The sequence below is a fragment of the Mycobacterium kansasii ATCC 12478 genome, assembly GCF_000157895.3.
Taxonomy (GTDB): domain Bacteria; phylum Actinomycetota; class Actinomycetes; order Mycobacteriales; family Mycobacteriaceae; genus Mycobacterium; species Mycobacterium kansasii.
In genome coordinates this window covers 3658939-3684703 of sequence record NC_022663.1, presented here as the reverse complement: position 1 = coordinate 3684703, position 25765 = coordinate 3658939, and the positions used below count along the sequence as shown (strand labels likewise).

The following is a 25765-nucleotide window of genomic DNA, read 5'->3' as shown; positions in this document are numbered from 1 at the left end:
GGCCTGATAGGCCGGCGGTCGGCGCTGTCAGGCTGCGATCCGCGCGACCTGGATGTGGCCTTCGGTTGTGACGCGCGCCGGGTAAACCGGCACCGAGACCCGCGGATCGTCCAGGCAGCTACCGTCATCGAGCGCGAAAGCCTGCTTCAGAATCGGTGATTGGACCGTGACCCGTCCGCCGCGATCGCCGACGATCCCACGGGACAGCACGGCCGCGCCGGAGAACGGGTCCACGTTACCGACCGCGCGCACCGAGCCGTCGTCCAGCCGGAACAGCGCCGCCTGGCTACCGTCGTCGAGCAGCACACCGACACCACGGCCGGGAATGAGCTGGTCATACGCACACGCGGTGGTCCAGACCTGAATGTCGTTGAGAAGTGTCATGATTCCCTCCCTGACTATGAGCGCATCCGCGGCATGCCAATGGGCACAGGGACTTTTCGCCCGGCACGCTCGGTGAACGTCACGGTCGAGTCGACCGCGTCGGGGGCATTGACGAAGGAGACGAACCGTGACAGCTTGTCCGGATCCTCCAGCACGCCCTTCCACTCGCACTTGTAGTTGGCAACATGCCGCTCCATTGCGGCCTCGAATTCCTCGGCCAGGCCGAGCGAGTCTTCGCAGACGACCTCGCGCACGTGGTCGAGCCCCAGCGATTCCACCCACGGCGCGGTGCGTTGCAGCCGGTCGGCCGTGCGGATGTAGTACATGAGAAACCGGTCGATGTAACGGACCAGTGTCTCGGTGTCGAGGTCGCCGGCCAACAGCTGGGCATGCTTGGGAGTCATGCCACCATTGCCGCCCACGTAGAGGTTCCAGCCTTTTTCGGTGGCGATGACACCCACGTCCTTGCCGCGAGCCTCGGCGCATTCCCGCGCGCAGCCCGAAACGCCCAGTTTGATCTTGTGCGGCGCGCGCAGGCCGCGGTACCGCAATTCGAGATCGATGGCCAGCTGCACCGAATCCTGCTGCCCGTAGCGGCACCAGTCGCTGCCCACGCAGCTCTTCACGGTGCGCAGCGCCTTGCCATAGGCGTGGCCGGACTCCATGCCGGCGTCGACCAGCCGCTTCCAGATCAGCGGCAGCTGATCCACCCGGGCGCCGAACATATCGATCCGCTGACCGCCGGTGATCTTGGTGTACAGCCCGAATTCCTGGGCGATCTGGCCGATCAGAATCAGGTGCTCGGGCTTGATGTCACCACCGGGAACCCGCGGGACCACCGAGTAGCTGCCGTTCTTCTGAATGTTGGCCAGGAAGTGGTCGTTGGAATCCTGCAGCGCGGCTTGCTCGCCGTCCAGGATGTGGTCGGAGCCGGTGGAGGCCAAGATCGAGGCGACCACGGGTTTGCATATGTCGCAACCCTTTCCGCGGCCGAAACGCTCTAGGAGGCCGGAGAAGGTTCGGATCTCGGTGGCCGAAATGATCTCGAACAGCTCCGCCCGCGACTGGCTGAAGTGCTCGCACAGCGCCTTGGACTGCTCGACTCCCTCGGCTTCCAGCAGCTGTTTCAGCAACGGCACGCAGGACCCACACGAGGTGCCGGCCGCGGTGCATGCCTTGAGGGCCGGCACATCGGCGCAACCATCGGCGATCGCGCACTTCAGGTCACCCTTGGTGACGTTGTTGCAGGAGCAGATCTGAGCCGAATCCGGCAGCGCCCCAACGCCCAACCCACCACCGCCCGGGCCGGATCCGGCCGGCGCGATCAGCGCCAGCGGATCCCCGGGCAACTCGCTGCCGACCATGGGCCGCAGCACCCCGTACGACGAGGCGTCACCCACGAGCACACCGCCCAGCAGCGTCTTGGCGTCGTCGGAGAGCACCAGCTTCGCGTAGGTGCGCTTCACCGCGTCGTTGATGACGACCTCGAGGCAGTTCTCGGTCGCGCCCATCGCATCGCCGAAGCTGGCGACGTCGACGCCCAGCAGCTTGAGCTTTGTCGACAGATCCGCTTCCGGGAACTCGGCAGCACCGCCCAGCAGCCGGTCCGCCACCACCTCGGCGCTGGTGTATCCCGGTCCGACCAGGCCGTAGCAGCACCCCTCAATCGCCGCCACTTCCCCGACCGCATAGATATCGGGATCGCTTGTCCGGCAAGACAAGTCGGTGAGTACGCCGCCGCGCTCGGCGATCGCCAGACCCGCCGCCTTCGGCAACTCGTCGCGCGGCCGGATGCCGGCGGCGAAGATCACCACGCCGGCGTCGATGGTGTCACCGTCGGTAAGCCGCACCCGAACCGTCGCTGAGCCATCTGAGTGTTCAACGGGCTCAATGGATTCGGTGCCAGTGCCAACATGGACGGCGATCCCGAGGTCAGTGATCATGCGAGCGAGCAGGGCGCCGCCGGCCTCGTCGATCTGCTGGGCCATCAATCGGGGCATCATCTCGACGACGTGCGGCTGCAACCCGAACTGGCGCAGCGCATTGGCGGCTTCGAGTCCCAGAAGGCCGCCTCCGATGACCACTCCGGCGTCGGTGTGAGCCGAGTTCAGTGTGTGTTGGGCGCCGGCGCGGATCGCGTCGAGGTCGTCGAGGGTGCGGTAGACGTGACACTCGGGCAGGTCGTGCCCGGGCACCGGGGGGACGAATGCGTAGGAGCCGGTGGCCAGCACCAGAGCGTCGTAGCTGTGTCGCTGTCCGTCGGCGGTGACGACCGACTTGGTCGCGCGGTCGATCTCGGTCACCCGGGTGTTGAGCAGCAACCGGACCCGGTCGTCACCGGCATAGTCGTTGCCTGGCAAAGCGAGTTGCCCGCGGTCCCAGGTTTCGGTGTAGGACGTCAGCCCGACCCGGTCGTAAGCAGCGTCGCCCTCCTCGGCCAGCACCGTGATCCGCCACAAGCCGCTGGTGTCGCGAGCACGCAGTGCCTCCACCAGTCGGTGGCCCACCATGCCGTGCCCCACCACGATCACATGCCGCCGGCAGGGCGATTCCCCGTCGCGCGCGCGAGTGGTTCCGGCTGAAGCCATGCCATGAAGGTTAAGGGCGGAAAATTGCCGCAAAATCGCCCAATGTGACAGCCCGATGACATGGCGCTCACAGCTGGGAACAGTCTGTGTGACTGCGTTCACTATCGGCGAAAGCCCAGGTGGAACTTTAGCGGCTTCGACTCATGTTCTACGAGATAGCCAGCCGGCGCAGCGCCGGATACAGCTAACTCACAAGGAAGCATAAGGAGATATCCATGAGCAATCTCGCATTGTGGTCGCGTCCCGCCTGGGGTACCTGGGACCCCGACCGCTTGCTGCGTGACTTCTTCGGCCCCGCCGCGGCCACGGACTGGTACAAGCCGGCGACCGGCGAGTTCAGCCCGGCCGCGGAGATCGTCAGAGACGGTGACGACGCCCTGGTCCGGCTCGAACTTCCCGGTGTCGACGTCGACAACGACGTCAACGTCGAGGTCGACGTTAGGAACGGGGTGAGCCGCCTGGTGATCCATGGTGAGCACCGGGACGAACACGCGGAGAACGCGGACGGTCGCGTCCTGAAGGAAATCCGTTACGGGTCATTCCGCCGTTCATTCCGGCTGCCGGCCCAGGTCACCAGCGAGGCCGTCACGGCTTCGTATGACGCGGGCATCCTGACCGTGCGGGTCAACGGCGCCTACGCGGGGAACCAGGCGCAGCGCATCGCGATCACGAAGTAATCCGTTAGTCCGGCGACGACGATCCGGCGGGGTGGATGGCTCCGCCGGATCAGCCGGTTGCGGGCGCGGTCCGCGCCGAAGGTCGACCTCGCCGGTGGGCTCGGCCGGTGCTGCGATGCCCTGTGCATCGCCGCGGAGTGCGGATACCATCGGGTGACGTATTGTGATCCGAAACACCATCAGCTTCCAGGGAGATACGTTGTCCGCCTCTGCTGAAATCGCGGAACTGCACGACCTCATCGGCGGTCTGCGGCGGTGCGTGACCTCGCTGAAGTCACGGTACGGCGACGACCCGGCCATGCGCCGCATCGTCATCGACGCCGACCGGATCCTCACCGACATCGAATTGCTCGACACCGATGTCTCTGAGTTGGACCTGGATCGCGCCGCTGCCCAGTATTCCGGCGAGAAGATCGCCATCCCCGACACCGACTACGACCGCGATTTCTGGCGCGACGTCGACGACGAAGGTGTCGGCGGTCACAGTAGATACTGACAACCAAACCCCGCCGAAAAGAGGGCCCCCTATCTGTGTACCCTTCGACGAGATACCACTCGAAGAGGATCACACAAGATGAGCGCACCCGCGGCGAACCGTCCTGACACCGGCGTTTTCTCACCCACCCGGGCGCAAATCCCCGAACGGACCCTGCGCACCGACACCTGGTGGTGGGCACCGCTGGTCACCAACATCGGGTTCCTGGCGTTCATCGTCTATGCGACCACCCGGGCATTTTGGGGTAGCGGCTACTGGGTCGAGAAATACCACTACCTGACACCGTTCTACTCACCGTGCGTCAGCGCGTCCTGCGAACCTGGCGCAAGTCACCTCGGCGTCTGGTTCGGACACTTCCCGTGGTGGATTCCGTTGGGAATGCTGGTATTACCGTTCCTGCTCGGTTTCCGGCTGACCTGCTACTACTACCGCAAGGCCTACTACCGGTCGGTGTGGCAGTCACCGACCGGCTGCGCGGTACCTGAGCCGCGGGCCCATTACACCGGCGAAACCCGGCTTCCGCTGATCATCCAGAACAGCCACCGGTACTTCTTCTACATTGCCGTGGTGGTGTCGGTGATCAACACCTACGACGCGGTCATGGCCTTCCATTCGCCATCCGGTTTCGGCTTCGGTTTGGGCAACGTCATTTTGGTGACCAACGTGCTGCTGTTATGGGCCTACACGGTCTCCTGCCATTCATGCCGGCACGTGACCGGCGGCCGCCTCAAGCATTTCTCCAAACACCCAGTCCGGTATTGGATCTGGACGCAGGTCAGCAAGCTCAACACCCGGCACATGCTCTTCGCGTGGATCACCCTTGGCACGCTGTCGCTGACCGACTTCTACATCATGCTGGTGGCCACCGGAACCATCACTGACCTGAGATTCATTGGCCACTAGGCCAATTCATGATTACAAAGAACAGCTGAGCGAGGTTTCATGGTTGAGGTCGAACGGCACTCCTACGACGTGGTCGTCATCGGTGCCGGCGGCGCAGGGTTGCGGGCGGTCATCGAGGCACGCGAACGCGGCTTGAAGGTCGCGGTCGTGTGCAAGTCGCTGTTCGGCAAAGCCCACACGGTGATGGCCGAGGGCGGCTGCGCGGCCGCGATGGGCAACACCAATCCGAAAGACAACTGGAAGACCCATTTCGGCGACACCATGCGCGGCGGCAAGTTCCTGAACAACTGGCGCATGGCCGAACTGCATGCCAAGGAAGCCCCGGACCGCGTCTGGGAGCTGGAGACCTACGGCGCCCTGTTCGACCGCCTCAAAGACGGCAAGATCAGCCAGCGCAACTTCGGCGGCCACACCTACCCAAGGCTGGCCCACGTCGGCGACCGCACCGGCCTGGAGTTGATCCGCACCATGCAGCAGAAGATCGTGTCGCTGCAGCAGGAGGATTACGCCGAACTCGGCGACTACGAGGCGCGGATCAGGGTATTCGCCGAATGCACGATCACCGAGTTGCTCAAAGACGGTCCGGAGCACGAAGAGCGGATCGCCGGAGCGTTCGGCTACTGGCGCGAAAGCGGCCGGTTCATCCTGTTCGAAGCCCCGGCGGTGGTGCTAGCCACCGGCGGGATCGGCAAGTCGTTCAAGGTGACGTCCAACTCCTGGGAGTACACCGGCGACGGGCACGCGCTGGCGCTGCGGGCCGGCGCGTCCCTGATCAACATGGAGTTCGTCCAGTTCCACCCGACCGGCATGGTGTGGCCGCCCAGCGTGAAGGGGATCCTGGTCACCGAGGGTGTCCGCGGCGACGGCGGGGTGTTAAAGAACAGCGAAAACTCTCGTTTCATGTTCGACTACATCCCGCCGGTGTTCAAAGGCCAGTATGCCGAGAGCGAGCAAGAAGCCGACCAGTGGCTCAAGGACAACGACTCGGCCCGTCGTACCCCGGATCTGCTGCCCCGCGATGAGGTTGCGCGGGCGATCAACTCCGAAGTCAAAGCCGGTCGGGGCACCCCGCACGGCGGCGTCTACCTCGACATCGCTTCCCGGCTGACGCCCGAGGAGATCAAACGGCGGCTGCCGTCGATGTATCACCAGTTCATGGAGCTGGCCGGGGTGGACATCACGAAGGAGCCGATGGAGGTCGGGCCCACCTGTCACTACGTGATGGGCGGCGTCGAGGTCGACGCCGACACCGGCGCGGCCACGGTTCCCGGGCTGTTCGCCGCCGGCGAGTGCTCCGGCGGTATGCACGGCTCCAACCGTCTGGGCGGGAACTCGCTGTCGGACCTGCTGGTTTTCGGCCGGCGGGCCGGCTTGGGCGCCGCCGACTATGTGCGGGCGCTGAGCAGCCGTCCGACCATTTCATCGGAGGCCGTCGACGCCGCCGCCAAGCAGGCGCTCAAGCCGTTCGAGGGGCCGACGGACGGTTCGGCACCGGAGAACCCGTACGCACTGCAGATGGATTTGCAGCACGTGATGAACGACCTGGTCGGCATCATCCGCAAAGAAGACGAGATCACCAGGGCATTGACACTGCTGGACGAACTGTGGAAGCGGTACCAGAAGGTGCAGGTGGAAGGGCATCGTCAATACAACCCGGCCTGGAACCTGGCCATCGATCTGCGCAACATGCTGCTGGTCAGCGAGTGCGTGGCCCGGGCCGCACTGGAACGCACCGAAAGCCGGGGCGGTCACACCCGTGACGACCATCCCGGTATGGACTCCAACTGGCGCAACACCTTGCTGGTCTGCCGCGCCGCGGGCGACGGGGATAGCACCGTCGGTCCCCACATCGCCATCACCCACCAGTCGCAGGTGCCGATGCGGTCGGACTTGCTGGAACTCTTCGAGATTTCCGAGCTGGAGAAGTACTACACCGACGAAGAGTTGGCCGACCATCCGGGACGGAGAGCGTAATGGGCTACAACGCGTGTTTGCGAGTGTGGCGCGGCGATGACGGCGGCGGGGAACTCCGCGACTTCACCGTCGAGGTCAACGAGGGCGAAGTGGTACTCGACGTCATTCACCGTCTCCAGCAAACCCAGACGCCCGACCTGGCGGTGCGGTGGAACTGCAAGGCCGGCAAGTGCGGATCGTGCTCGGCGGAGATCAACGGCAGGCCGCGGTTGATGTGTATGACCCGGATGTCGACGTTCGCCGAGGACGAGGTGGTCACCGTCACGCCGCTGCGTACCTTCCCGGTGATCCGCGATCTTGTCACCGACGTGTCGTTCAACTACGAAAAGGCTAGGGAGATACCGTCTTTCGCGCCGCCCAAGGATCTGCAGCCGGGCGAGTACCGGATGGCGCAGGCCGATGTCCAGCGCTCACAGGAGTTCCGCAAGTGCATTGAGTGCTTCCTGTGCCAGGACGTCTGCCACGTCATCCGCGACCACGAGGAAAACAAGCAGGCATTTGCCGGGCCGCGGTTCTTGATGCGCATCGCCGAACTCGAGATGCATCCGCTGGACACCCGCGACCGGCGCAAGGAAGCCCAGGAAGCTCACGGGCTGGGATACTGCAACATCACCAAGTGCTGCACCGAGGTGTGCCCGGAAAACATCAAGATCACCGACAACGCGCTGATCCCGATGAAGGAGCGTGTGGTCGACCGCAAGTACGACCCCGTCGTGTGGCTGGGTAACAAGCTGTTCCGGCGCTAGCGGTTCGGGGAATGATCTGCGGCCGTTAGGCCTGCGGCGCCATCGGGTACCCCTCCCTTATGCGGGTCCCTTATGCGTGGCGTCGGGTCAAGCCTGCCCACAGCCGGAAAGGCAGGAGGAATGATGCGGGAAACCAAGAGCATTAACGACATTCGCACCGCAATCAGGGAGTTGTCGGTGCGCGCGCAACTTGCGCGCAAAGAAGAGCGGTATGAAGACGCGGCCGAAATCGAGGGCCGCATCCAGGGCTTTCGGGACGAGTTGGCCGAGCGCCCCTAGCGGCCAGCCGAGGCAGGCTTCCGCGCGGGTGCCGGCCCCTGACCGCAGGCTCCATCACCGAGATCACCGAGGTGAGCCGAGCGGCGCTCAGACGCCGAGCCGACGAAAGACGCTGCGGTGGAAAACGATCGGTGCCACGTCGGCATCCACGGTGACCTGGTTGACCCGCAGGACGACGATGGTGTGATCCCCGGCCGGGATCAGTTGCTCGATCGCGCTCTCCAGCCACAGGCTGGTGCCCTTGACGAAGACCGCGCCGCTGTCGCTGGATACCGTCTCGAGCCCGGCGAACCGATCGCCGGTCTTGGCGGCCAAGGTGCGCGCAGCCTCGTCATGAGTTTCGCCCAGCACACTGATGCCCAGCATCGGGGCAACCTTGAGTCTGGGCCACGTCGTCGACATGTTCTGCACGCAAAACGACACCAGCGGCGGGTCCAGCGAGACGGGAACGAAGGTGCTGGCGGCCAGGCCTTCCCGGATCCCGTCGATTTCGGCGGCGATTGCCACCACACCGGACGGGAAGTGTCCGAAAGCCTCACGCAGTGAGGACGGTGTCAGGTTGCTGTGTGAATTCACCGGACTTCATTCGCCCCTCGAGCCGAGGACGGATTTCTCGCAGCCGACACTACCCGGCGCGATATCGGGGGCGTATCCGTACCGGGATGCCGCATTCGGGTCGTTGTCCGCCTGCGGCACTGCGGACACCCGCCGCGCCGCCCCGAGAATCCTGCTCACGAGCTCTCGGACACGGCGTGCCCGGTCACATGAAGCCCATCTGATGGCGGCCTCGCGCAGGGTGCTGTGGCGATGACCGGCCGGGGTCCACGGATCCCGCTACCGGTAACGCCGTGATACCCGTTCGCCATAGTGAGCATCATCGTCGCAGGTGGCAGGGCCTTCCGGGGATGCCGTCACGATGAATCCAACCGGTTGGTTGGTTCGCAAGTGAAATATAGCTCACATCTACTTGCGTACAACTACGCAGCCGATATATTTTAGCGGTGTTACTGGTGGGTAACTTAGACCTAGTACCCAACCGCAAGTGGCATTCTCAACGAGGAGGACCGTAGTGAGCCACTACAAAAGCAACGTCCGCGACCAGGTTTTCACCCTGTTCGAGATGTTGGGCGTTGACCAGGCTTTGGGCAAGGGCGAGTTCAGTGACCTGGACGTCGACACCGCCCGGGAGATGCTGGTCGAGGTCAGCCGATTGGCCGAGGGACCGGTGGCCGCATCGTTCGTCGAGGGCGACCGCAACCCGCCGGAATTCGACCCGAAGACGCACTCGGTGACGCTCCCGGAGGCGTTCAAGGATTCCGTCCGCGCGGTTATGGACGGAGGCTGGGACAAGGCCGGTATCGAGGAGGCCCTGGGCGGGATGCCGATGCCCAAGGCCTTGGTCTGGGCGCTGCACGAGCACTTTCTGGGTGCTAACCCGGCGGTGTGGATGTATGCCAGCGGCGGCGGCTTCTCCAACATCCTCTACCACCTCGGCACCGAGGAGCAGAAGAAGTGGGCCGTGCTGGCCGCCGAGCGCGGCTGGGGATCGACGATGGTGCTCACCGAGCCGGACGCGGGCTCGGACGTGGGTGCCGGACGCACCAAGGCTGTCCAGCAGGAGGACGGCTCGTGGCACATCGACGGCGTCAAGCGGTTCATCACCTCCGGTGATTCCGGCGACCTGTTCGAGAACATCTTCCATCTGGTGCTGGCTCGCCCCGAGGGTGCGGGTCCGGGCACCAAGGGGCTCTCGCTGTTTTTCGTGCCCAAGTTCCTGTTCGACTTCGAGACAGGCGAGTTGGGCGAACGTAATGGCGTCTTCGTCACCAATGTCGAGCACAAGATGGGTCTCAAGGTGTCGGCGACCTGTGAACTGTCGCTGGGCCAGCATGGTGTGCCCGCCAAGGGCTGGCTGGTCGGCGAGGTGCACAACGGCATCGCGCAGATGTTCGAGGTCATCGAGCAGGCCCGGATGATGGTCGGCACGAAGGCCATCGCAACGCTGTCGACCGGCTACCTGAACGCACTGGAATATGCCAAGTCACGCGTGCAGGGCGCCGACCTGACCCAGATGACCGACAAGACCGCGCCTCGGGTAACCATCACCCATCACCCCGACGTGCGCCGGTCGCTGATGACCCAAAAGGCCTACGCCGAGGGTCTGCGTGCGCTCTACCTCTACACCGCGACGTTCCAGGACGCGGCGGTCGCCGAGGTGGTGCACGGCGTGGACGCCAAGCTGGCCGCCAAGGTCAACGACCTCATGCTGCCGATCGTCAAGGGTGTGGGTTCCGAACAGGCCTACGCCAAGCTCACCGAGAGCCTGCAGACCCTCGGTGGCTCCGGCTTCCTGCAGGACTACCCGATCGAGCAGTACATTCGCGACGCCAAGATCGACTCCCTGTATGAGGGCACCACCGCCATCCAGGCGCAGGACTTCTTCTTCCGCAAGATCGTCCGGGACAAGGGTGTGGCGCTGGCCCACGTATCGGGCCAGATCCAGGAGTTCGTCGACAGCGAGTCCGGTAACGGCCGGCTGAAGACCGAGCGGGCGCTGCTGGCCAAGGCGCTTGCCGACGTCCAGGCCATGGCGGCCGCGATGACCGGCTACCTGATGGCCGCTCAGCAGGACGTCACCAGCCTCTACAAGGTGGGCCTCGGTTCGGTGCGGTTCCTGATGAGCGTCGGTGACCTGATCATCGGCTGGTTGCTGCAGCGTCAGGCCGCGGTGGCGGTGGCGGCTCTCGACGCGGGTGCCACCGGCGAAGAGCGCGCCTACTACGAAGGCAAGGTCGCGGTGGCGTCGTTCTTCGCCAAGAACTTCCTGCCGCTGCTGACCAGCACCCGCGACGTGATCGAGACCCTGGACAACGACATCATGGAGCTCGACGAGGCCGCTTTCTAGGCCCCTCACATAACAGCCAGATCCCCCGTTTCCTCGTTGAAACGGGGGATCTGCGTCTGTGGGGCATCCGGAAAAGACCGCCGCTGGATCCCCTCGCTCCAGCGGCGGCCCTTTTCGTACGCCCGTCGTGAAGGACTGCCGACCGGCGGTCGACCAACGGATTGCCCCGCGCTGCGGCCGGGGTCGGGGGTCAGACCACAACGCGGGGCTATCCGAGCTAACAATTACCCATCGGCTCCGGGTAATAAACCCACCGCCAAATCTTTTCGTTTCGCGGATCTTTGGGCCGCCTCGTGCAGGCTTTGTCAGGCCTCCAGAATTGCGGCTACACCCTGGCCACCGGCCGCACAGATCGAGATCAGCGCACGAAGAGGCTTACCCGAGCCACCTTTGCCGGCTGTCTTCTTCTCGCTCAGTTGCTTGGCAGCCTGAGCCAGGATCCGCCCGCCCGTCGCGGCGAAGGGGTGCCCGGCAGCCAGCGACGAACCGTTGACATTGAGCTTGGAGCGATCGATCGCGCCGAGCGCGGCGTCAAGGCCCAACCGCTGCTTGCAATACTCCTCGGATTCCCACGCCTGCAGGTGGGCCAGCACCACCGAGGCGAACGCCTCATGGATCTCGTAGAAGTCGAAATCCTGCAGGCTCAGCCCGTTTCGGGCCAGAAGCCGCGGCACCGCGTAGGTTGGCGCCATCAGCAGGCCGTCACTGCCGTTGACATAGTCCACGGCCGCGGTCTCGGAGTCCACGAGGTAGGCCAGCGGTGGTAGCGAATGGTCGGCCGCCCACTGCTCGCTGGACAGCAACACCGCCGAGGCGCCGTCGGTCAGCGGCGTGGAGTTACCCGCCGTCATCGTCGCATCGCCGGCCTTCACTCCGAAAACCGGGCGCAAGGTGGCCAGTTTCTCGGCGCTGGAGTCGGGACGCATGTTGTCGTCGCGGTACAGCCCGAGGAAGGGCGTGACCAGGTCGTCGAAGAATCCGCGGTCATAGGCGTTAGCCATATTGCGATGGCTGGCGGCGGCCAGTTCGTCCTGGTCGACGCGTTTGATGCCCATTTGCTTGGTGGTGATGGCGGCGTGCTCGCCCATCGACAGCCCGGTACGCGGCTCGCTGTTGGCCGGAATCTCCACGCCGAGGTTGGCCGGCAGCGTGCCCAGCAGCTTCAATCGCTGGACATTGGACTTGGACCGGCGCAGCTTCAGCAGATTGCGGCGCAGGTCATCGCCCAGGCCGATCGGCGGGTCCGACGTGGTGTCCACGCCGCCGGCGGCTGCCACGTCGTAACGACCCGCAGCGATACCGTCGGCGGCGACGATCGCCGCCTGCAGGCCGGTGCCGCAGGCCTGCTGCAGGTCGACGGCCGGGGTGTGCGGCGACAACTCGGAGCCCAGCACGCATTCGCGCATGAGGTTGAAGTCGCGGCTGTGCTTGAGCACCGCGCCGCCGGCCACCAAACCCAGGCGTTCACCGCGCAGGTTGAACCGGTCTATCAGCCCGCCCAGGGCGGCGGTGAACATGTCCTGGTTGGACGCGTCGGCATAAGCGCCGTCGGACCTGGCGAAGGGAATGCGATTGCCGCCCAGGACGGCGACTCGACGCTTGGACTCGGAATTCTGTTGAGCAGCTGCGGGCACTTTGCGTTCTCCGGGTATCTGCGGGTTCTTCGGTATTTCGGAGGCCTTGCGGATTTTGGGCATCAGCCGTTGCAAGCCATACTACCCACTGTTCTTACTCTCAAGTAAGTTCGTCCTCGCTACGGTTGCTTATAGCAACACATACCCGACACGGAAGGCAGCTCTGTGGCTCCCAAGCTCTCGTCCGATCTGTTCTCGCAGGTTGTCAGCTCCCGACCCGGATCGTTCGTGGCCAAACAACTCGGGGTCCCGCAACCTGAGACGCTGCGCCGGTATCGACCGGGAGATCCGCCCCTGGTCGGATCGTTGCTGATCGGAGGTGACGGCCGGGTGGTCGAGCCGCTGCGCGCCGCACTGGACGACGACTACGACGTGGTGAGCAACAACCTCGGCGGCCGCTGGGCCGACTCGTTCGGCGGGCTGGTCTTCGACGCCACCGGCATCACCGACCCGGCCGGGCTCAAAAGCCTGCACGAATTCTTCACACCGCTGCTGCGCAATCTGGGCGCCTGCGCGCGGGTGGCCGTAGTGGGTAGCACTCCCGAGGCGATTACCAACACCCATGAACGGATCGCGCAGCGCGCGCTGGAGGGCTTCACCCGCTCACTGGCCAAGGAATTGCGGCGCGGCAGCACGGTCGCGTTGGTGTACCTGGCGCCCGACGCCAAGCCGGCCGCCACCGGGCTGGAATCGACCATGCGGTTCATCCTCTCGGCCAAGTCGGCCTACGTCGACGGTCAGGTGTTTTATGTCGGGGCGGCTGATTCCACGCCACCGGCCGACTGGGATCGGCCGCTCGACGGCAAGGTCGCCATCGTCACCGGCGCTGCTCGGGGCATCGGCAAGACGATCGCCGAGGTGTTCGCGCGCGACGGCGCCCGGGTGGTGGCCGTCGATGTGGAGTCCGCCGAGGAGGCGCTGGCCGAAACCGCCAGCAGCGTGGGCGGCACCCCGCTGTGGCTGGACGTCACCGCCGACGACGCCGTCGACAAGATCACCGAGCACCTACGCGACCACCACGGCGGCAAGGCCGACATCCTGGTCAACAATGCCGGTATCACCCGGGACAAGCTGCTGGCCAATATGGACGACGCTCGCTGGGACAGCGTCGTCGCCGTCAATCTGCTTGCGCCGCTTCGGCTCACCGAGGGTCTGGTGGGAAACGGCAGCATCGGTGAGGGCGGACGAATCGTCGGGCTCTCGTCGATCGCCGGCATCGCGGGCAACCGGGGACAGACCAACTACGGCACCACCAAGGCCGGCATGATCGGCATCACGCAGGCGCTGGCACCCGAACTGGCCAAGAAGGGCATCACCATCAACGCCGTCGCACCGGGATTCATCGAAACCCAGATGACGGCGGCGATCCCGCTGGCCACGCGCGAGGTGGGCCGGCGGCTGAACTCGCTGATGCAGGGCGGGCAGCCCGTCGACGTCGCCGAGACCATCGCCTACTTCGCCAGCCCGGCGTCGAATGCGGTGACCGGCAACGTTATTCGGGTCTGCGGCCAGGCCATGATCGGCGCTTGAGCGGCTAGGAGGATCCGGTGAACCAGCCAAGCGGCCTGAGAAACATGCTCCGCGCGGCGGCGGGGGCGTTGCCCATGGTGCCGCGCGGAGGCCAGCTGCCTACCCGGACGGTGACCGTCGAGGAGCTTCGGATCGACCACACCAATGTCGCCGACTACGCGGCGGTCACGGGTCTGCGCTACGGCAACACGGTGCCGTTGACCTACCCGTTCGCATTGACGTTTCCCTCGGTGATGTCACTGGTCACCGGTTTCGATTTCCCGTTCGCCGCAATGGGATCCGTGCATACCGAGAACCACATCACCCGGTACCGGCCCATCGCGGTGACCGATACGGTGGGCGTGCGGGTGCACGCCGAAAACCTGCGCGAGCACCGCAAGGGGCTGCTGGTCGACCTGGTGACCGCGATCAGCGTCGGCAACGAGCTCGCCTGGCAGCAGGTGACGACCTTTCTGCATCAGCAACGCACCAGCTTGTCCGGCGAACCGAAACCGCCGCCACAGAAGCAGCCCAGGCTGCCCCCGCCGGCCGCTGTGCTGCGGATCACGCCGAGCCGAATTCGCCGCTATGCCGCCGTCGGCGGAGATCACAACCCCATCCATACCAGTCCGATCGCGGCGCGGTTGTTCGGCTTCCCCACCGTCATCGCACACGGAATGTTTAGCGCCGCAGCGGTTTTGGCGAATGTCGAAGCCCGGCTGCCGGACGCGGTGCGGTATTCGGTGCGGTTCGGCAAGCCGGTGCTGCTGCCGGCCAGCGTCGGCGTCTACGTCGACGAAGCCGATAACGGCTGGGACCTGACGTTGCGCAATATGTCGAAGGGGTATCCGCATCTGACCGGGACTTTGCGGCCGCTGTAGCGATCAGCCCGCGCGATGGTCGAGGTGTGGGAGCCCGCGGCCGACAGCGAGCCTCTTCAGTGCTTCCGCACCGACCGCGGTGACCAGAAAGACCACCAGCATCCAAATCGGTGGCCGGGCCAGCTCCCAGACGAAGATCGCCGCCCAGGTGGGCGAGCCCTGGGTGACCGCAAGCACGCCGGCGGCACCGGCCAGCGAGATCACCGGTCCGTGCAGGTGCGTTCCGGCCGCCGCGTTGAGCGTCAGCACCAGCAGCGACCCCGCCGCAGCGCCGGTGGCCAACGAGGGTGTCAACAGCCCGCCGGCTCCGCCGGCACGCAGGAACAGGGCGGTCAGCAACGGCTTCAGCACCAAGATCACGGCCGCCGACGACAGCGTCATCCCGCTGGCCAGACTGACCGTCAGAATGCTCTTGCCATTTCCGGGCAGCTGGGGCCACCAATGCGAACAGATGCCGGTCAGCAGCCCCGCAGCCGCCAGAGCGGGGATCAGCATCCAGGACCGCAGTAGGGTGCGCGGCCGAGCAGCGGCCATGATCCGGTTGAACGTCAAACCCACCGCAAGCGCAAACGGCGCCAGCAACAATCCGTGCGCGCTGAGCAGATACGTCGATTCGGCGCGGGGCCAGTCGAGTTCAGGGCGATCATGCGTGACGGCCGAACCGATCGCGACGGCCAGGCTGGACGTGATCAGCGCCGCACCCACCGCCCGCAACCGCCAGGTGTTGAGCATGATCCGCAGGGCGAACAGCGCCCCGGCCAGCGGGACGGCGTAGACCGCCGCCAGCCCGGCCCCGGCTGCGCATGCCAGCAGGATCTCCCGATCGCCGGGTGACAGCCGCCTCAACCATCGGCTTCCCACATCGGTGAGGGCGGCGGCGAATTGGCGTGGCGCGCCTTCGCGGCCGAGCGAGGCTCCCGAGCCCACCAGCACGACCTGAAGCGCGGCGTCGATGCTCCACGACACCGGCGGTATCGGATCATGCCGAGCGATGGTTCCGGCCAGCGGCGGCACTTTGGTGCTGCGGCGCAAGATCCACCAGCCCAGTCCCGCCAGCGCGGCACCGACCATCGGCCCCACCGCGCGCCGGACCGGACTGCTGCCGGTGATCCCGTCGAGCAGCGAGCCGAAAGTGTAGTGGTAGGTGAGGTGTTCGACGAAGCGCAGCACCACCGTCGTCGACAAACCAGCCAGCCCGGCCAGGAGGCCGGCGATGATCACCGCGCAGAAAAAGTCGAGGTTGGGGCGGGCCGGCCGGTTAGGCACCGCACGAATCTAGCCTGCGGCGAAGTTCGGACCCAGGCTCGGGCCGGCGTCGCGCTCCGCCGGCGCGCCCTTGAGGCCGTGCCAGAACAAGTCGATCATCATCTCGGCCGCCTCGTCGACGTCGATGTCGCCGACGCTGAGCCGGGTCCCCACCGCCTCGCCCGCCCCCACCAGCGCAACCGCCATCATGTCGATTTCGGCATCCGAGCGCGGGCTGCGAGTCCCGGCATGCAGCATCCCGGCGACCAGGTCGATGATCTGCTCACGTCCCTCGCGCACCGTTTGGGCGAACGCTTGCGAGCTGGTGGCCTGGGTGTACATCACGATCCAGGACGCGCGGTTGGTGTCGATATAGCGCAGGAACGACACGATGGCGTTGCGCAGCAGGTCTTTTGGGCTCACGGTCAAGTCGATATCGGCGCGCAGCGCGTCGATGAACCGGTTCATCTCACGGTTCAGGCAGGCGCCGAACAGATCTTCCTTGGAGCCGTAGTACAGGTACAGCATCGGCTTGGAGATTTGCGCCGCGGCGGCGATGGTGTCCATCGAGGTCTCGTGATAGCCGTTGAGCGAGAACATCTGCACGGCGGCGTCCAGCATCTGCTGCTCGCGGACAGCACGCGGCAGCCGCTTCGTACCACCTGCCATCGCCGTGTACCCCTCCAGCCGGTCAACCAGACTCTAGGGTAAGCACTGCGCGGTCAGCTAATGACCACAGTTCGGGGAGACGTTCTTCATCGCGGCCACCCGCACCACCGATTCGTCGATCGCGGGCATCTGCAATTCGCCGGCAGCCAACGCCTGTTCCAAACGGTCCAGGACGGCGGGCACCTCTTTCGTCGTGACCCATAACGCGATATCGGTGCCGGCCTGCAAGGTGCGTAACACCGCCTCGGCCACGCCGTACCGGTCCGAGATCGCCGCCATGCTCGACAGGTCGTCGCTGAACACCGGGCCGCCGAATGCGGGACCGCCATAACCGGTGCCGGTGCGCAGCAGGTCCACCGCGGCCTTGCTCAGGCTGGCCGGTTCGCTGCCGGTCAACCCGGGAACCTGCAGATGGCCCACCATCACCGCGACCGGGGTCTGGGTCAGCAGGGTGCGGTAGGGCACCAGGTCGCTGGCCACCAGCTCGCTCAGCGGCGGCGTCGTCACCCCGCCGGTGTGCGAATCGCCCGAGCCGCGCCCGTGGCCCGGGAAGTGCTTGAGCACCGGCAGCAGTCCGGCATCGCGCAGCCCCTGCGCGTATGCGCCGGCGTAGGCGGTGACCTTATCCGGATCCGAACCGAACGAGCGGTCCCCGATCACCGTGTCGTCGGGCGCGTCGGTCACGTCGACCACCGGCGCGAAGTCGACGGTGATACCCAGTGTCCTCATCTGCCGGCCCCGCTCCAGCGCCACGTCGTGGACCTGCGCAACGGTTTGGGTCTGCGCCAGCTCCCGCGCCGACGGCCCTCTCCCGCCGAGTAGTGAGTGCAATCGCGACACCCGGCCGCCTTCCTCGTCGACGCCGACGGCCAGCGGCAGCGGGCCGGCGCCGGCGGCGAGGTCGGCAAGCGGGCCGTTCAACATGGACAGGTCGGTGTCGCTGCCGATCAGGATGCCGCCAACGCGATAGGTGCTCACCACCGCCTTGGCATCGGCCGCGTCACGCACCCCCACCATCAGCAGCTGGGCCAGCTTGTCGCGGGTGGACAACGACGCCGGCACGGCCGTCGGGTCGGCACACACCCGTGGTGCCGGAGCAGCGACCGGGGGCGGTCCGGACGGCGTGCTCGACGCCGTCGTCGACGACGATCCGGTCCGGGTGCCGCCGTGGCTGCAGGCGGCCACCAGCACCGCGACGGCCGCAAGCAGCGTCAGTGTGCGCGGAAAAGCCATCCGGACATGCTGTCACGGTGGTGTTTCGGCGCCGGGTTTGGGGGCAACCCCCCTAGCTACACGGTCGACCGCCACGAGACCGCGTTCTGCTAGGTTGGCGCTAAGTTTCTTTCAGCCACGACGTCACGCCTCAAGGAGCTAACGATGAACCGGATCGTCGCGCCCGCCGCCGCGAGCGTGGTGGTTGGTCTGTTGCTGGGCGCGGCCGCTATCTTCGGTATCACCCTGATGGTGCAGCAAGACACTAAGCCGCCATTACCCGGGGGCGATCCGTCGTCGTCAGTGCTCAACCGGGTCGAGTACGGCAACCGTAGCTAGCCCGGCGGCGTCGGCTTCAAAGGTCAGCGCGGCGGCGCTTGCAGCAGACCCGCCGGTGACGCCCCTTCCCCGCCGGTGGTTGCTATTAGTCGGGGCGGTATCGCTGACACTGACATTCGCCCAATCCCCCGGCCGGGTCTCCCCCGACACCAAACTCGATCTCACCGCCAACCCGCTGCGGTTCCTGGCGCGCGCGACGAATCTGTGGAACAGCGAGCTGCCGTTCGGCCAGTCGCAGAACCAGGCATATGGCTACCTGTTTCCGCACGGGACTTTCTTCCTGACCGGCCATCTGCTGGGAATCCCGGGGTGGATCACCCAACGGCTGTGGTGGGCGGTGCTGCTCACAGTCGGCTTCTGGGGGCTGCTGCGGGTCGCCGAGGCGCTGGGCATCGGTAGCCCCGCGTCGCGGGTGGTCGGGGCGGCGGCGTTTGCGCTGTCGCCCCGGGTGCTGACCACGCTGGGGTCGATCTCGTCGGAAACCCTGCCGATGATGCTGGCGCCGTGGGTGCTGCTGCCGACGATTCTGGCCCTGCGGGGTACATCCGGCCGATCGGTACGGACCCTGGCGGCCCAGGCCGGTGTGGCGGTGGCGCTGATGGGAGCGGTGAACGCCATCGCAACGCTGGCCGGTTGTCTGCCAGCGGTGATCTGGTTGGCGTGTCACCGGCCCAACCGGCTGTGGTGGCGCTATACCGCATGGTGGCTGGTGGCGCTGGTGTTGGCGACGCTGTGGTGGGTGGTGGCGCTGAGTCAGCTGCGCGGGGTCAGTCCGCCGTTTCTGGACTTCATCGAATCCTCCGGCGTGACGACGCAGTGGTCGTCGCTGGTGGAGGTGTTGCGCGGCACCGACAGCTGGACGCCGTTCGTGGCGCCCGACGCGACCGCCGGAGCGCCGCTGGTGACCGGGTCGGTCGCGATCCTGGGTACGTGTCTGGTGGCGGCGGCCGGGCTGGCCGGACTGGCCAGCCCGGCGATGCCGGCCCGCGGCCGGCTGGTGACGATGCTGTTGGTCGGGGTGGTGCTGCTGGCCGTGGGCTACAGCGGTGGGCTGGGTTCGCCGCTCGCCCACCAGGTGCAGGTGTTTCTGGACGCGGGCGGCAGTCCGCTGCGCAACGTGCACAAGCTGGGGCCGGTGATCCGGCTGCCGCTGGTGCTGGGCATCGCGGAGTTGCTGGGCCGGATACCGCTACCGGGCAGCGCACCCAGGTCGGAGTGGCTTCGCGCGGTTGCGCACCCCGAGCGCGACAAGCGGGTGGCCGTCGGAATCGTCGTGCTCACCGCCCTGGCGGTCAGCACCTCGCTCGCCTGGGCCGGGCGGCTCACCCCTCCGGGCACCTTCAGGGCGATACCGCGGTACTGGCAGGAGGCCGCCGATTGGCTCAGCGCGCACAACACCGGGACACCGATGCCGGGGCGGGTGCTGGTGGTGCCGGGGGCGCCGTTCGCCACCCAGGTGTGGGGCACCAGCCACGACGAGCCGCTGCAGGTGCTGGGGAGCAGCCCGTGGGGGGTACGCGATTCGATCCCGCTGACCCCGCCGCAGACCATCCGCGCGCTGGACTCGGTGCAACGCTTGTTCGCGGCCGGACGCCCATCGGCCGGCCTGGCCGATACCCTTGCCCGCCAAGGCATTTCATATCTGGTGCTGCGTAACGATCTGGACCCCGAGACGTCGCGCTCGGCACGCCCGATCCTGGTGCACCGCGCCATCGCCGGCTCACCCGGGCTGGCGAAGGTGGCAGAGTTCGGCACGCCGGTGGGTCCCGGCTCGCTGGCCGGGTTCGTCAGCGACAGCGGACTGCGGCCCCGCTATCCCGCTGTAGAGATATACCGAGTGATCCACCGAGTGGGCGAGTCGCTCGCGGCCGGGGCGCCCTACTTCGTCGACACCGACTCTGTGCTCCGCGTCGACGGGGGGCCCGAGGTGCTGCTGCGTCTCGACGAGCGTCGGCGGCTGTCGGGTCAACCGGGACTGGGTCCGGTGCTGATGACGGCCGACGCCCGCGCGGCCGGCCTGCCGGCACCCCTGGTGATCGTCACCGACACCCCGGTGGCCCGCGAAACCGACTACGGCCGGGTGGATCAGCACTCCTCGGCGATTCGGGCGCCCGGGGACGCCCGGCGCACCTACAACCGGGTGCCCGACTATCCGGTACCCGGCGCCGACCTGGTGTACGGGGGGTGGACCGGCGGCCGCGTCACGGTGTCCAGCTCGTCGGCGGATTCCACCGCCATGCCCGACGTGGCCCCGGCCACCTCGGCGGCGGCCGCGATCGACGGCGACTCGGCGACCGCCTGGGTGTCCAACGCACTGCAGGCCGCCGTCGGGCAATGGCTGCAGGTGGACTTCGACCATCCGGTGGCCAATGCCGTCATCACCCTGACGCCGAGTGCGACCGCCGTCGGCGCGCAGATCCGGCGCATCCTGGTCGAGACCGCCACCGGCAGCACCACCCTGCGGTTCGACGAGGCGGGAAAGCCGCTCACCGCGGCGCTACCCTACGGCGAAACACCGTGGGTACGGGTCACCGCGGCCGCCGCCGACGACGGGTCTGCCGGGGTGCAGTTCGGTATCACCGATCTGGCGATCACCCAGTACGACGCGTCCGGGTTCGCCCACCCCGTCCAGTTGCACCACACCGTGTCGGTCCCCGGACCGCCGGCGGATTCGACGATCGCGCGCTGGGACCTGGGGTCCGAACTGCTGGGCAGGCCGGGTTGCGCGCCGGCGCCCGACAGCGTGCGCTGCGCCGCGTCGATGGCCCTGGCGCCCGAGGAGCCCGTCAACTTCAGCCGCACGCTCACCGTGCCGCGCCCGACGACGGTGACCCCGACGGTGTGGGTGCGGCCCAGGCAGGGGCCCAAGCTTGCCGATCTGATCGCCGAGCCGGACACCACCCGCGCTCACGGCGATTCCGATGTGCTCGACGTCCTGGGCTCGGCCTACGCCGCCACCGACGGCGACCCCGCCACCGCGTGGACCGCACCGCAGCGGGTAGTGCAATACAAGTCGCCGCCGACCCTGACCCTCAGCCTGCCGCGGCCCACCGAGGTGGCCGGACTGCGCCTGCTGCCCAGCCGCTCGGCGTTGCCCGCCCATCCGACGATGGTGGCCGTCGACCTGGGCGACGGGCCCCAGGTGCGTGCGGTCAATCACGACGGCGAGCCGCAGACGCTGTCGTTGCACCCGCGCGTCACCGACACGGTCACCGTCAGCCTGCTCGACTGGGAAGACATCATCGACCGCAATGCGTTGGGCTTCGACCAACTCAAGCCTCCCGGGCTGGCCGAGGTGACCGCGCTCGGGGCCGACCTTAGTCCGATCGCGCCCGCGGACGCCGTGCGGAACCGATCCCGCGAGATCACCGTCGACTGTGAGCACGGCCCGGTCATCGCGGTGGCCGGCCGCTTCGTGCACACGTCGATTCGGACCACGGTGGGCGCGCTGCTGGACGCCGAACCGGTTGCCGCGCTGCCGTGCGAAGACGAGCCCATCTCGCTGCCGCCGGGCCAACAGGAGCTGTTGATCAGCCCGGGAGCGGAATTCGTTGTCGACGGCGCCCAGCTGACAGCTCCGGGAGCAGCCGAATTACCCACCACCACAACGGTTCCCGCCTCAACCGGGGTGTGGGGCCCAAGCCGTCGGGAAGTGCGGACGCCGGCCTCGGCAAGATCGCGAGTGCTGGTGATACCGGAAAGCATCAACCCCGGCTGGGTGGCGCGTACCGGTAGCGGAGCCCGGCTGACTGCGGTCGTCGTCAATGGCTGGCAGCAGGGCTGGGTGGTGCCCGCGGGCGATCCCGGCACCATCACCCTCACCTTCGCGCCCAACTCGGTGTATCGATCGGGCCTGGCTTTCGGGCTTACGTTGCTACCGGCGCTGGCCCTGCTCGCGTTCTGGCGGCGGCGAAGGAAAGACCTAGGCCACGCGGCCGTACGCCCATGGGTACCCGGGCCGTTGGCGGCGGTAGCGGTACTGGCGGCCGGCGCGGCGATTGCCGGTGCAGCGGGAGTTGCCGTGGTAGGCGCCGCCCTCGCGCTGCGGTATGTATTGCGCGACCGGGAACGGCTGCTCGGCTGGATCACCGTCGGATTGAGCGCGGGTGGTCTGATGCTGGCCGGGGCAGTATTGTCTCGTCATCCGTGGCGCTCGGTGGACGGCTACGCCGGCCATTCGGCCAGTGTCCAACTGCTGGCGCTGATTTCGCTCGCGGTGTTGGCCGCATCGGTGTCGATGCGGGCCAGGGATAGGAGTCCAGGACTGGACCCCGAACAGGAGACTTGACGTGGAGTTCTTTCGCAGCGCCGGGCCAATTGCCATGGCGCACCGGGGGTTTACCTCGTTCAGGCTGCCCAAGAACAGCATGGCGGCGTTTCACGAGGCGGTGCAGCTCGGGTTTCGCTACCTCGAGACAGACGTTCGCGCAACCCGGGACGGCGTCGCGGTGATCCTGCATGACCGCCGGCTCCCGCTCGCGTCCGGAGTCTCGGGTGCGATCGACCAATTGTCCTGGCGACAGGCCAGTGCGGCGGATCTGGGCTCCGGAGAACCAATTCCGACGCTCGAAGAACTACTTGTCACGTTCCCGGAAGCGCGGGTCAACATCGACATCAAGGCCGAGTCGGCCATCGAACCGACCGTCGAGGTCATCGAGCGGTTGAAGGTGCACGACCGGGTGCTGATCGCGTCGTTTTCCGACCGGCGTCGCCAGCGCGCCGTACGTCTGCTCACCCAGCGGGTTGCCAGTGCGGCGGGTACGGGTGCGTTCATGGCGTTCATGGCGGCCCGGTCGGCGGGCCGGCGTGCCTATGCGCAGCGGATGTTGCGCGACAGCGACTGCGTGCAGTTGCCGCCGCGGCTGGGTGGCGTGCCGGTGATCACGCCGGCGTTGCTGCGTGCCATGCATGCTTCCGGACGTCAGGTGCACGCCTGGACGATCGACGACCCCGCGGCCATGCATGCGCTTCTCGACATCGGCGTGGACGGCATCATCACCGATCGCGCGGACCTGCTCCGTGAGGTGCTTACCTCGCGGGGGGAGTGGTAGGGGCGCGGCACCTGTTGGCTACCGGTTTGCCGACTGGTTAACTGGATACGCGGTCACCGTCCGAGGAGTACTGCCATGGGATGGTTTTCGGCGCCCGAATACTGGCTGGGCAGAATGGTGCTCGAGCGGGGCGCCGCGGTCATCTACCTGACGGCGTTCGTCGCCGCCGCGCTGCAGTTCCGGGCGCTCATCGGAGAGCAGGGAATGCTGCCGGTGCCGCGATATGTGGCCGGCAGGTCCTTCTGGCGAACACCGAGCCTTTTTCACCTTCGCTATTCCGACCGATTGTTCGCCGGCGGGTGCTGGTTCGGCGCGGCCGTGTCGGTGGCCGTGGTTTCCGGCTTGGCGGACTTGGTCCCGTTATGGGCCGCGATGCTGATGTGGCTCACGCTCTGGGTGCTGTATCTGTCGATCGTCAACGTGGGCCAGGTGTGGTACGGGTTCGGTTGGGAGTCATTGCTACTCGAAACCGGATTCCTGATGATCTTCCTGGGCAATGCCCGGGTGGCACCGCCGATTCTGACGCTGTGGCTGGTGCGCTGGCTGCTGTTTCGGGTCGAGTTCGGCGCGGGACTGATCAAGATGCGCGGTGACCCGTGCTGGCGCAACCTCACGTGCCTGTACTACCACCATGAGACGCAACCCATGCCGGGGCCGCTGAGCTGGTTCTTCCATCACCTGCCCAAGCCGCTGCACCGTATCGAGGTGGCGGGCAACCATTTTGCGCAGCTGGTCGTGCCGTTCGGATTGTTCGCCCCGCAACCGGTCGCCAGTGTTGCCGCAGCCGTCATCGTCGTCACCCAGCTGTGGCTGGTGTTGTCGGGAAATTTCTCGTGGCTTAACTGGCTGACGATCCTGCTGGCATGCAGCGCGGTCGACCAGACATCGCTGGCGGCGGTGCTGCCGGTACCTGCTCAACCCGCGCTGGCCGCGCCGCCGCTGTGGTTCACCGCCCTGGTGTTCGTGTTCGCCGCGGCGGTGTTGATGCTGAGTTACTGGCCGGCACGCAACATGCTGTCCACCCGACAGCGGATGAACATGTCGTTCAACCCGTTTCATTTAGTGAACACCTACGGTGCATTCGGCAGCATCAGTCGCACCCGCCACGAGGTGGTGATCGAAGGAACCGTCGAGGAAAAGATCACCGGCGACACGGTGTGGAAAGAGTACGAATTCAAGGGCAAGCCCGGCTCGGTGCGCCGATTGCCGCGGCAATGGGCGCCCTACCACCTTCGCCTAGACTGGCTGATGTGGTTTGCGGCGATATCTCCGGGCTACGCGCTGCCCTGGATGACACCGTTGCTGACGCGGCTGTTGCGCAACGATCGGCCGACGCTGAAGCTGTTGCGGTGCAACCCGTTTCCGGATGCACCACCGCGTCACGTGCGTGCTCAACTTTATCGGTACCGCTTCACCGCATTTCAGGAGCTGCGGCGCGATCATGCCTGGTGGCATCGCACGCTGGTGGGTAGCTACGTGCGCCCGATGTCGCTCGGGAGAGCCGAATCGCCGCCCGGGTGAGGGATCGAATGACGTCATGGCGAATCTGACCATCTGGTTAGTCACTTGCGCCACACCTGTTTCTCGTCGGTGGACATCCATGGCGACCACCGATTGGGATAACGAAATAACGAGGCATCGCGCTGCTCCCCGGCTTGCGACGCCGTCACCGGATTATCGATACGGTCGACGGATGAGATTCGTCTTGTCGCTGCACATCCGACCACGTCTACGGTTGTCGGCGACATCCCGAACCGCCGAACCAGCGAGGTCCGTTTCCGCCTTGGCGGACAACCGCATTTGGGTTGCCCGGCTGTCGCGGGTGCTCTGCCAGCTCCGCGGTAGCGTCGCTACCACAAGCCCTGGAGTTTGTGTCATCGGAAATGCCGCACCAACCGACCTGATAGAGGGGTTATGACCGAACCGACCGTCACCAACGCCACCGAAAACAAGCGTTATGAGATCAGCGCCGACGGCGTGCGCGCCGGGCTGACCGCCTATGTCGACACTGCCGACACCGGCGGCCAGCGCATCTTCTACCACACCGAAGTCGACGACAAGTTCGCCGGGCGTGGCCTGGCAAACAGGCTCATCGCCGCGGCACTGGCAGACACCCGCGCCTCAGGAAAGCGCATCGTGGCGATCTGCCCGTTCGTCGCCGCCTACGTCGACAAACACGACGACTACGACGACATCCTCGACCCGATCACTCCGCAGGCGCACGCGGCGGTGCGAGCTCGGACTCGGGTTCGGGCTTGAGTTCGGCGCAATTC

The 25765-nt window shown here is 66.4% G+C and carries 21 protein-coding genes; 14 read left to right on the top strand and 7 right to left on the bottom strand.

Annotated features, from left to right (window positions below):
* Positions 1–27: 27 nt before the first annotated feature.
* On the bottom strand, positions 28–384 hold the full coding sequence (gene nirD, locus MKAN_RS16040; RefSeq protein ID WP_023369816.1) for a nitrite reductase small subunit NirD: 357 nt from the start codon (positions 382–384) through the stop codon (positions 28–30).
* A gap of 14 nt (positions 385–398) precedes the next feature.
* Entirely contained in the window at positions 399–2972 is a 2574-nt protein-coding gene (gene nirB, locus MKAN_RS16035) for a nitrite reductase large subunit NirB (RefSeq protein ID WP_023369814.1), read from the bottom strand.
* A gap of 215 nt (positions 2973–3187) precedes the next feature.
* Here nirB and MKAN_RS16030 point away from each other — a divergent pair, with 215 nt between their 5' ends.
* From MKAN_RS16030 to MKAN_RS31175, 6 genes are all read left to right on the top strand, one after another.
* Positions 3188–3649 carry an Hsp20/alpha crystallin family protein gene (locus MKAN_RS16030; RefSeq protein WP_023369812.1) on the top strand — a complete coding sequence of 154 codons (462 nt, stop codon included), beginning with the start codon at positions 3188–3190 and terminating at the stop codon, positions 3647–3649.
* A 199-nt stretch (positions 3650–3848) separates the two neighbouring features.
* Positions 3849–4145, top strand: a complete 297-nt coding sequence (locus tag MKAN_RS16025; RefSeq protein WP_036396094.1) for a hypothetical protein — start codon at positions 3849–3851, stop codon at positions 4143–4145.
* Positions 4146–4223: 78 nt separating this feature from the next.
* Positions 4224–5048 carry a hypothetical protein gene (locus MKAN_RS16020; protein ID WP_023369808.1) on the top strand — a complete coding sequence of 275 codons (825 nt, stop codon included), beginning with the start codon at positions 4224–4226 and terminating at the stop codon, positions 5046–5048.
* A gap of 39 nt (positions 5049–5087) precedes the next feature.
* A complete protein-coding gene (locus MKAN_RS16015) occupies positions 5088–7022 on the top strand; it encodes a fumarate reductase/succinate dehydrogenase flavoprotein subunit (protein ID WP_023369806.1) in 1935 nt (644 codons plus the stop codon).
* Positions 7022–7768, top strand: coding sequence for a succinate dehydrogenase/fumarate reductase iron-sulfur subunit (locus MKAN_RS16010; protein WP_023369804.1), 747 nt, complete (start codon positions 7022–7024; stop codon positions 7766–7768). The genes MKAN_RS16015 and MKAN_RS16010 overlap by 1 nt, the downstream gene beginning before the upstream one ends.
* 123 nt (positions 7769–7891) lie before the next feature.
* Positions 7892–8047 carry a hypothetical protein gene (locus MKAN_RS31175; protein ID WP_165800732.1) on the top strand — a complete coding sequence of 52 codons (156 nt, stop codon included), beginning with the start codon at positions 7892–7894 and terminating at the stop codon, positions 8045–8047.
* An 87-nt stretch (positions 8048–8134) separates the two neighbouring features.
* On the opposite strand, the gene MKAN_RS16005 is transcribed toward MKAN_RS31175, so the two are convergent.
* Positions 8135–8623 carry a flavin reductase family protein gene (locus MKAN_RS16005; RefSeq protein ID WP_023369800.1) on the bottom strand — a complete coding sequence of 163 codons (489 nt, stop codon included), beginning with the start codon at positions 8621–8623 and terminating at the stop codon, positions 8135–8137.
* A gap of 493 nt (positions 8624–9116) precedes the next feature.
* Between MKAN_RS16005 and MKAN_RS16000 the strand changes: the two genes are divergently transcribed.
* A complete protein-coding gene (locus MKAN_RS16000; RefSeq protein ID WP_023369798.1) occupies positions 9117–10952 on the top strand; it encodes an acyl-CoA dehydrogenase in 1836 nt (611 codons plus the stop codon).
* A 305-nt stretch (positions 10953–11257) separates the two neighbouring features.
* Here MKAN_RS16000 and MKAN_RS15995 read toward each other — a convergent pair whose 3' ends face one another.
* Positions 11258–12649 (bottom strand): acetyl-CoA C-acetyltransferase, encoded by a 1392-nt coding sequence (locus MKAN_RS15995; protein WP_023369796.1) that lies wholly within the window; start codon positions 12647–12649, stop codon positions 11258–11260.
* A gap of 102 nt (positions 12650–12751) precedes the next feature.
* Between MKAN_RS15995 and MKAN_RS15990 the strand changes: the two genes are divergently transcribed.
* On the top strand, positions 12752–14116 hold the full coding sequence (locus MKAN_RS15990; RefSeq protein WP_023369794.1) for a 3-oxoacyl-ACP reductase: 1365 nt from the start codon (positions 12752–12754) through the stop codon (positions 14114–14116).
* A gap of 17 nt (positions 14117–14133) precedes the next feature.
* Positions 14134–14976 carry a MaoC/PaaZ C-terminal domain-containing protein gene (locus MKAN_RS15985; protein ID WP_023369792.1) on the top strand — a complete coding sequence of 281 codons (843 nt, stop codon included), beginning with the start codon at positions 14134–14136 and terminating at the stop codon, positions 14974–14976.
* Between the two features lie 3 nt (positions 14977–14979).
* Here the strand turns inward: MKAN_RS15985 and MKAN_RS15980 are convergent, their stop codons facing one another.
* The 3 genes from MKAN_RS15980 to MKAN_RS15970 are packed head-to-tail and all read right to left on the bottom strand — an operon-like array spanning position 14980 to position 18123.
* The gene (locus tag MKAN_RS15980; protein ID WP_023369790.1) at positions 14980–16242 is read right to left on the bottom strand and encodes a chloride channel protein; all 1263 of its coding nucleotides are present in this window, start codon (positions 16240–16242) and stop codon (positions 14980–14982) included.
* Positions 16243–16251: 9 nt separating this feature from the next.
* The gene (locus MKAN_RS15975) at positions 16252–16890 is read right to left on the bottom strand and encodes a TetR/AcrR family transcriptional regulator (RefSeq protein ID WP_023369788.1); all 639 of its coding nucleotides are present in this window, start codon (positions 16888–16890) and stop codon (positions 16252–16254) included.
* 57 nt (positions 16891–16947) lie between these two features.
* Positions 16948–18123 (bottom strand): glycoside hydrolase family 3 N-terminal domain-containing protein, encoded by a 1176-nt coding sequence (locus tag MKAN_RS15970; protein WP_023369786.1) that lies wholly within the window; start codon positions 18121–18123, stop codon positions 16948–16950.
* Between the two features lie 144 nt (positions 18124–18267).
* On the opposite strand from MKAN_RS15970, the gene MKAN_RS29750 reads away from it, so the two are divergent.
* From MKAN_RS29750 to MKAN_RS15950, 5 genes are all read left to right on the top strand, one after another.
* Positions 18268–18441 carry a DUF2613 domain-containing protein gene (locus tag MKAN_RS29750; RefSeq protein WP_023369784.1) on the top strand — a complete coding sequence of 58 codons (174 nt, stop codon included), beginning with the start codon at positions 18268–18270 and terminating at the stop codon, positions 18439–18441.
* 55 nt (positions 18442–18496) lie between these two features.
* Positions 18497–22729 carry an alpha-(1->3)-arabinofuranosyltransferase gene (locus MKAN_RS15965; RefSeq protein ID WP_023369782.1) on the top strand — a complete coding sequence of 1411 codons (4233 nt, stop codon included), beginning with the start codon at positions 18497–18499 and terminating at the stop codon, positions 22727–22729.
* Position 22730: 1 nt separating this feature from the next.
* Complete coding sequence (locus tag MKAN_RS15960; RefSeq protein WP_023369780.1) at positions 22731–23492, top strand: glycerophosphodiester phosphodiesterase family protein; 762 nt, start codon at positions 22731–22733, stop codon at positions 23490–23492.
* 75 nt (positions 23493–23567) lie between these two features.
* Positions 23568–25013, top strand: a complete 1446-nt coding sequence (locus MKAN_RS15955) for a lipase maturation factor family protein (protein ID WP_023369778.1) — start codon at positions 23568–23570, stop codon at positions 25011–25013.
* Positions 25014–25406: 393 nt separating this feature from the next.
* Positions 25407–25751: a GNAT family N-acetyltransferase gene (locus MKAN_RS15950; protein WP_023369776.1), complete on the top strand. Its 345-nt coding sequence runs from the start codon at positions 25407–25409 to the stop codon at positions 25749–25751.
* Positions 25752–25765: the final 14 nt, after the last annotated feature.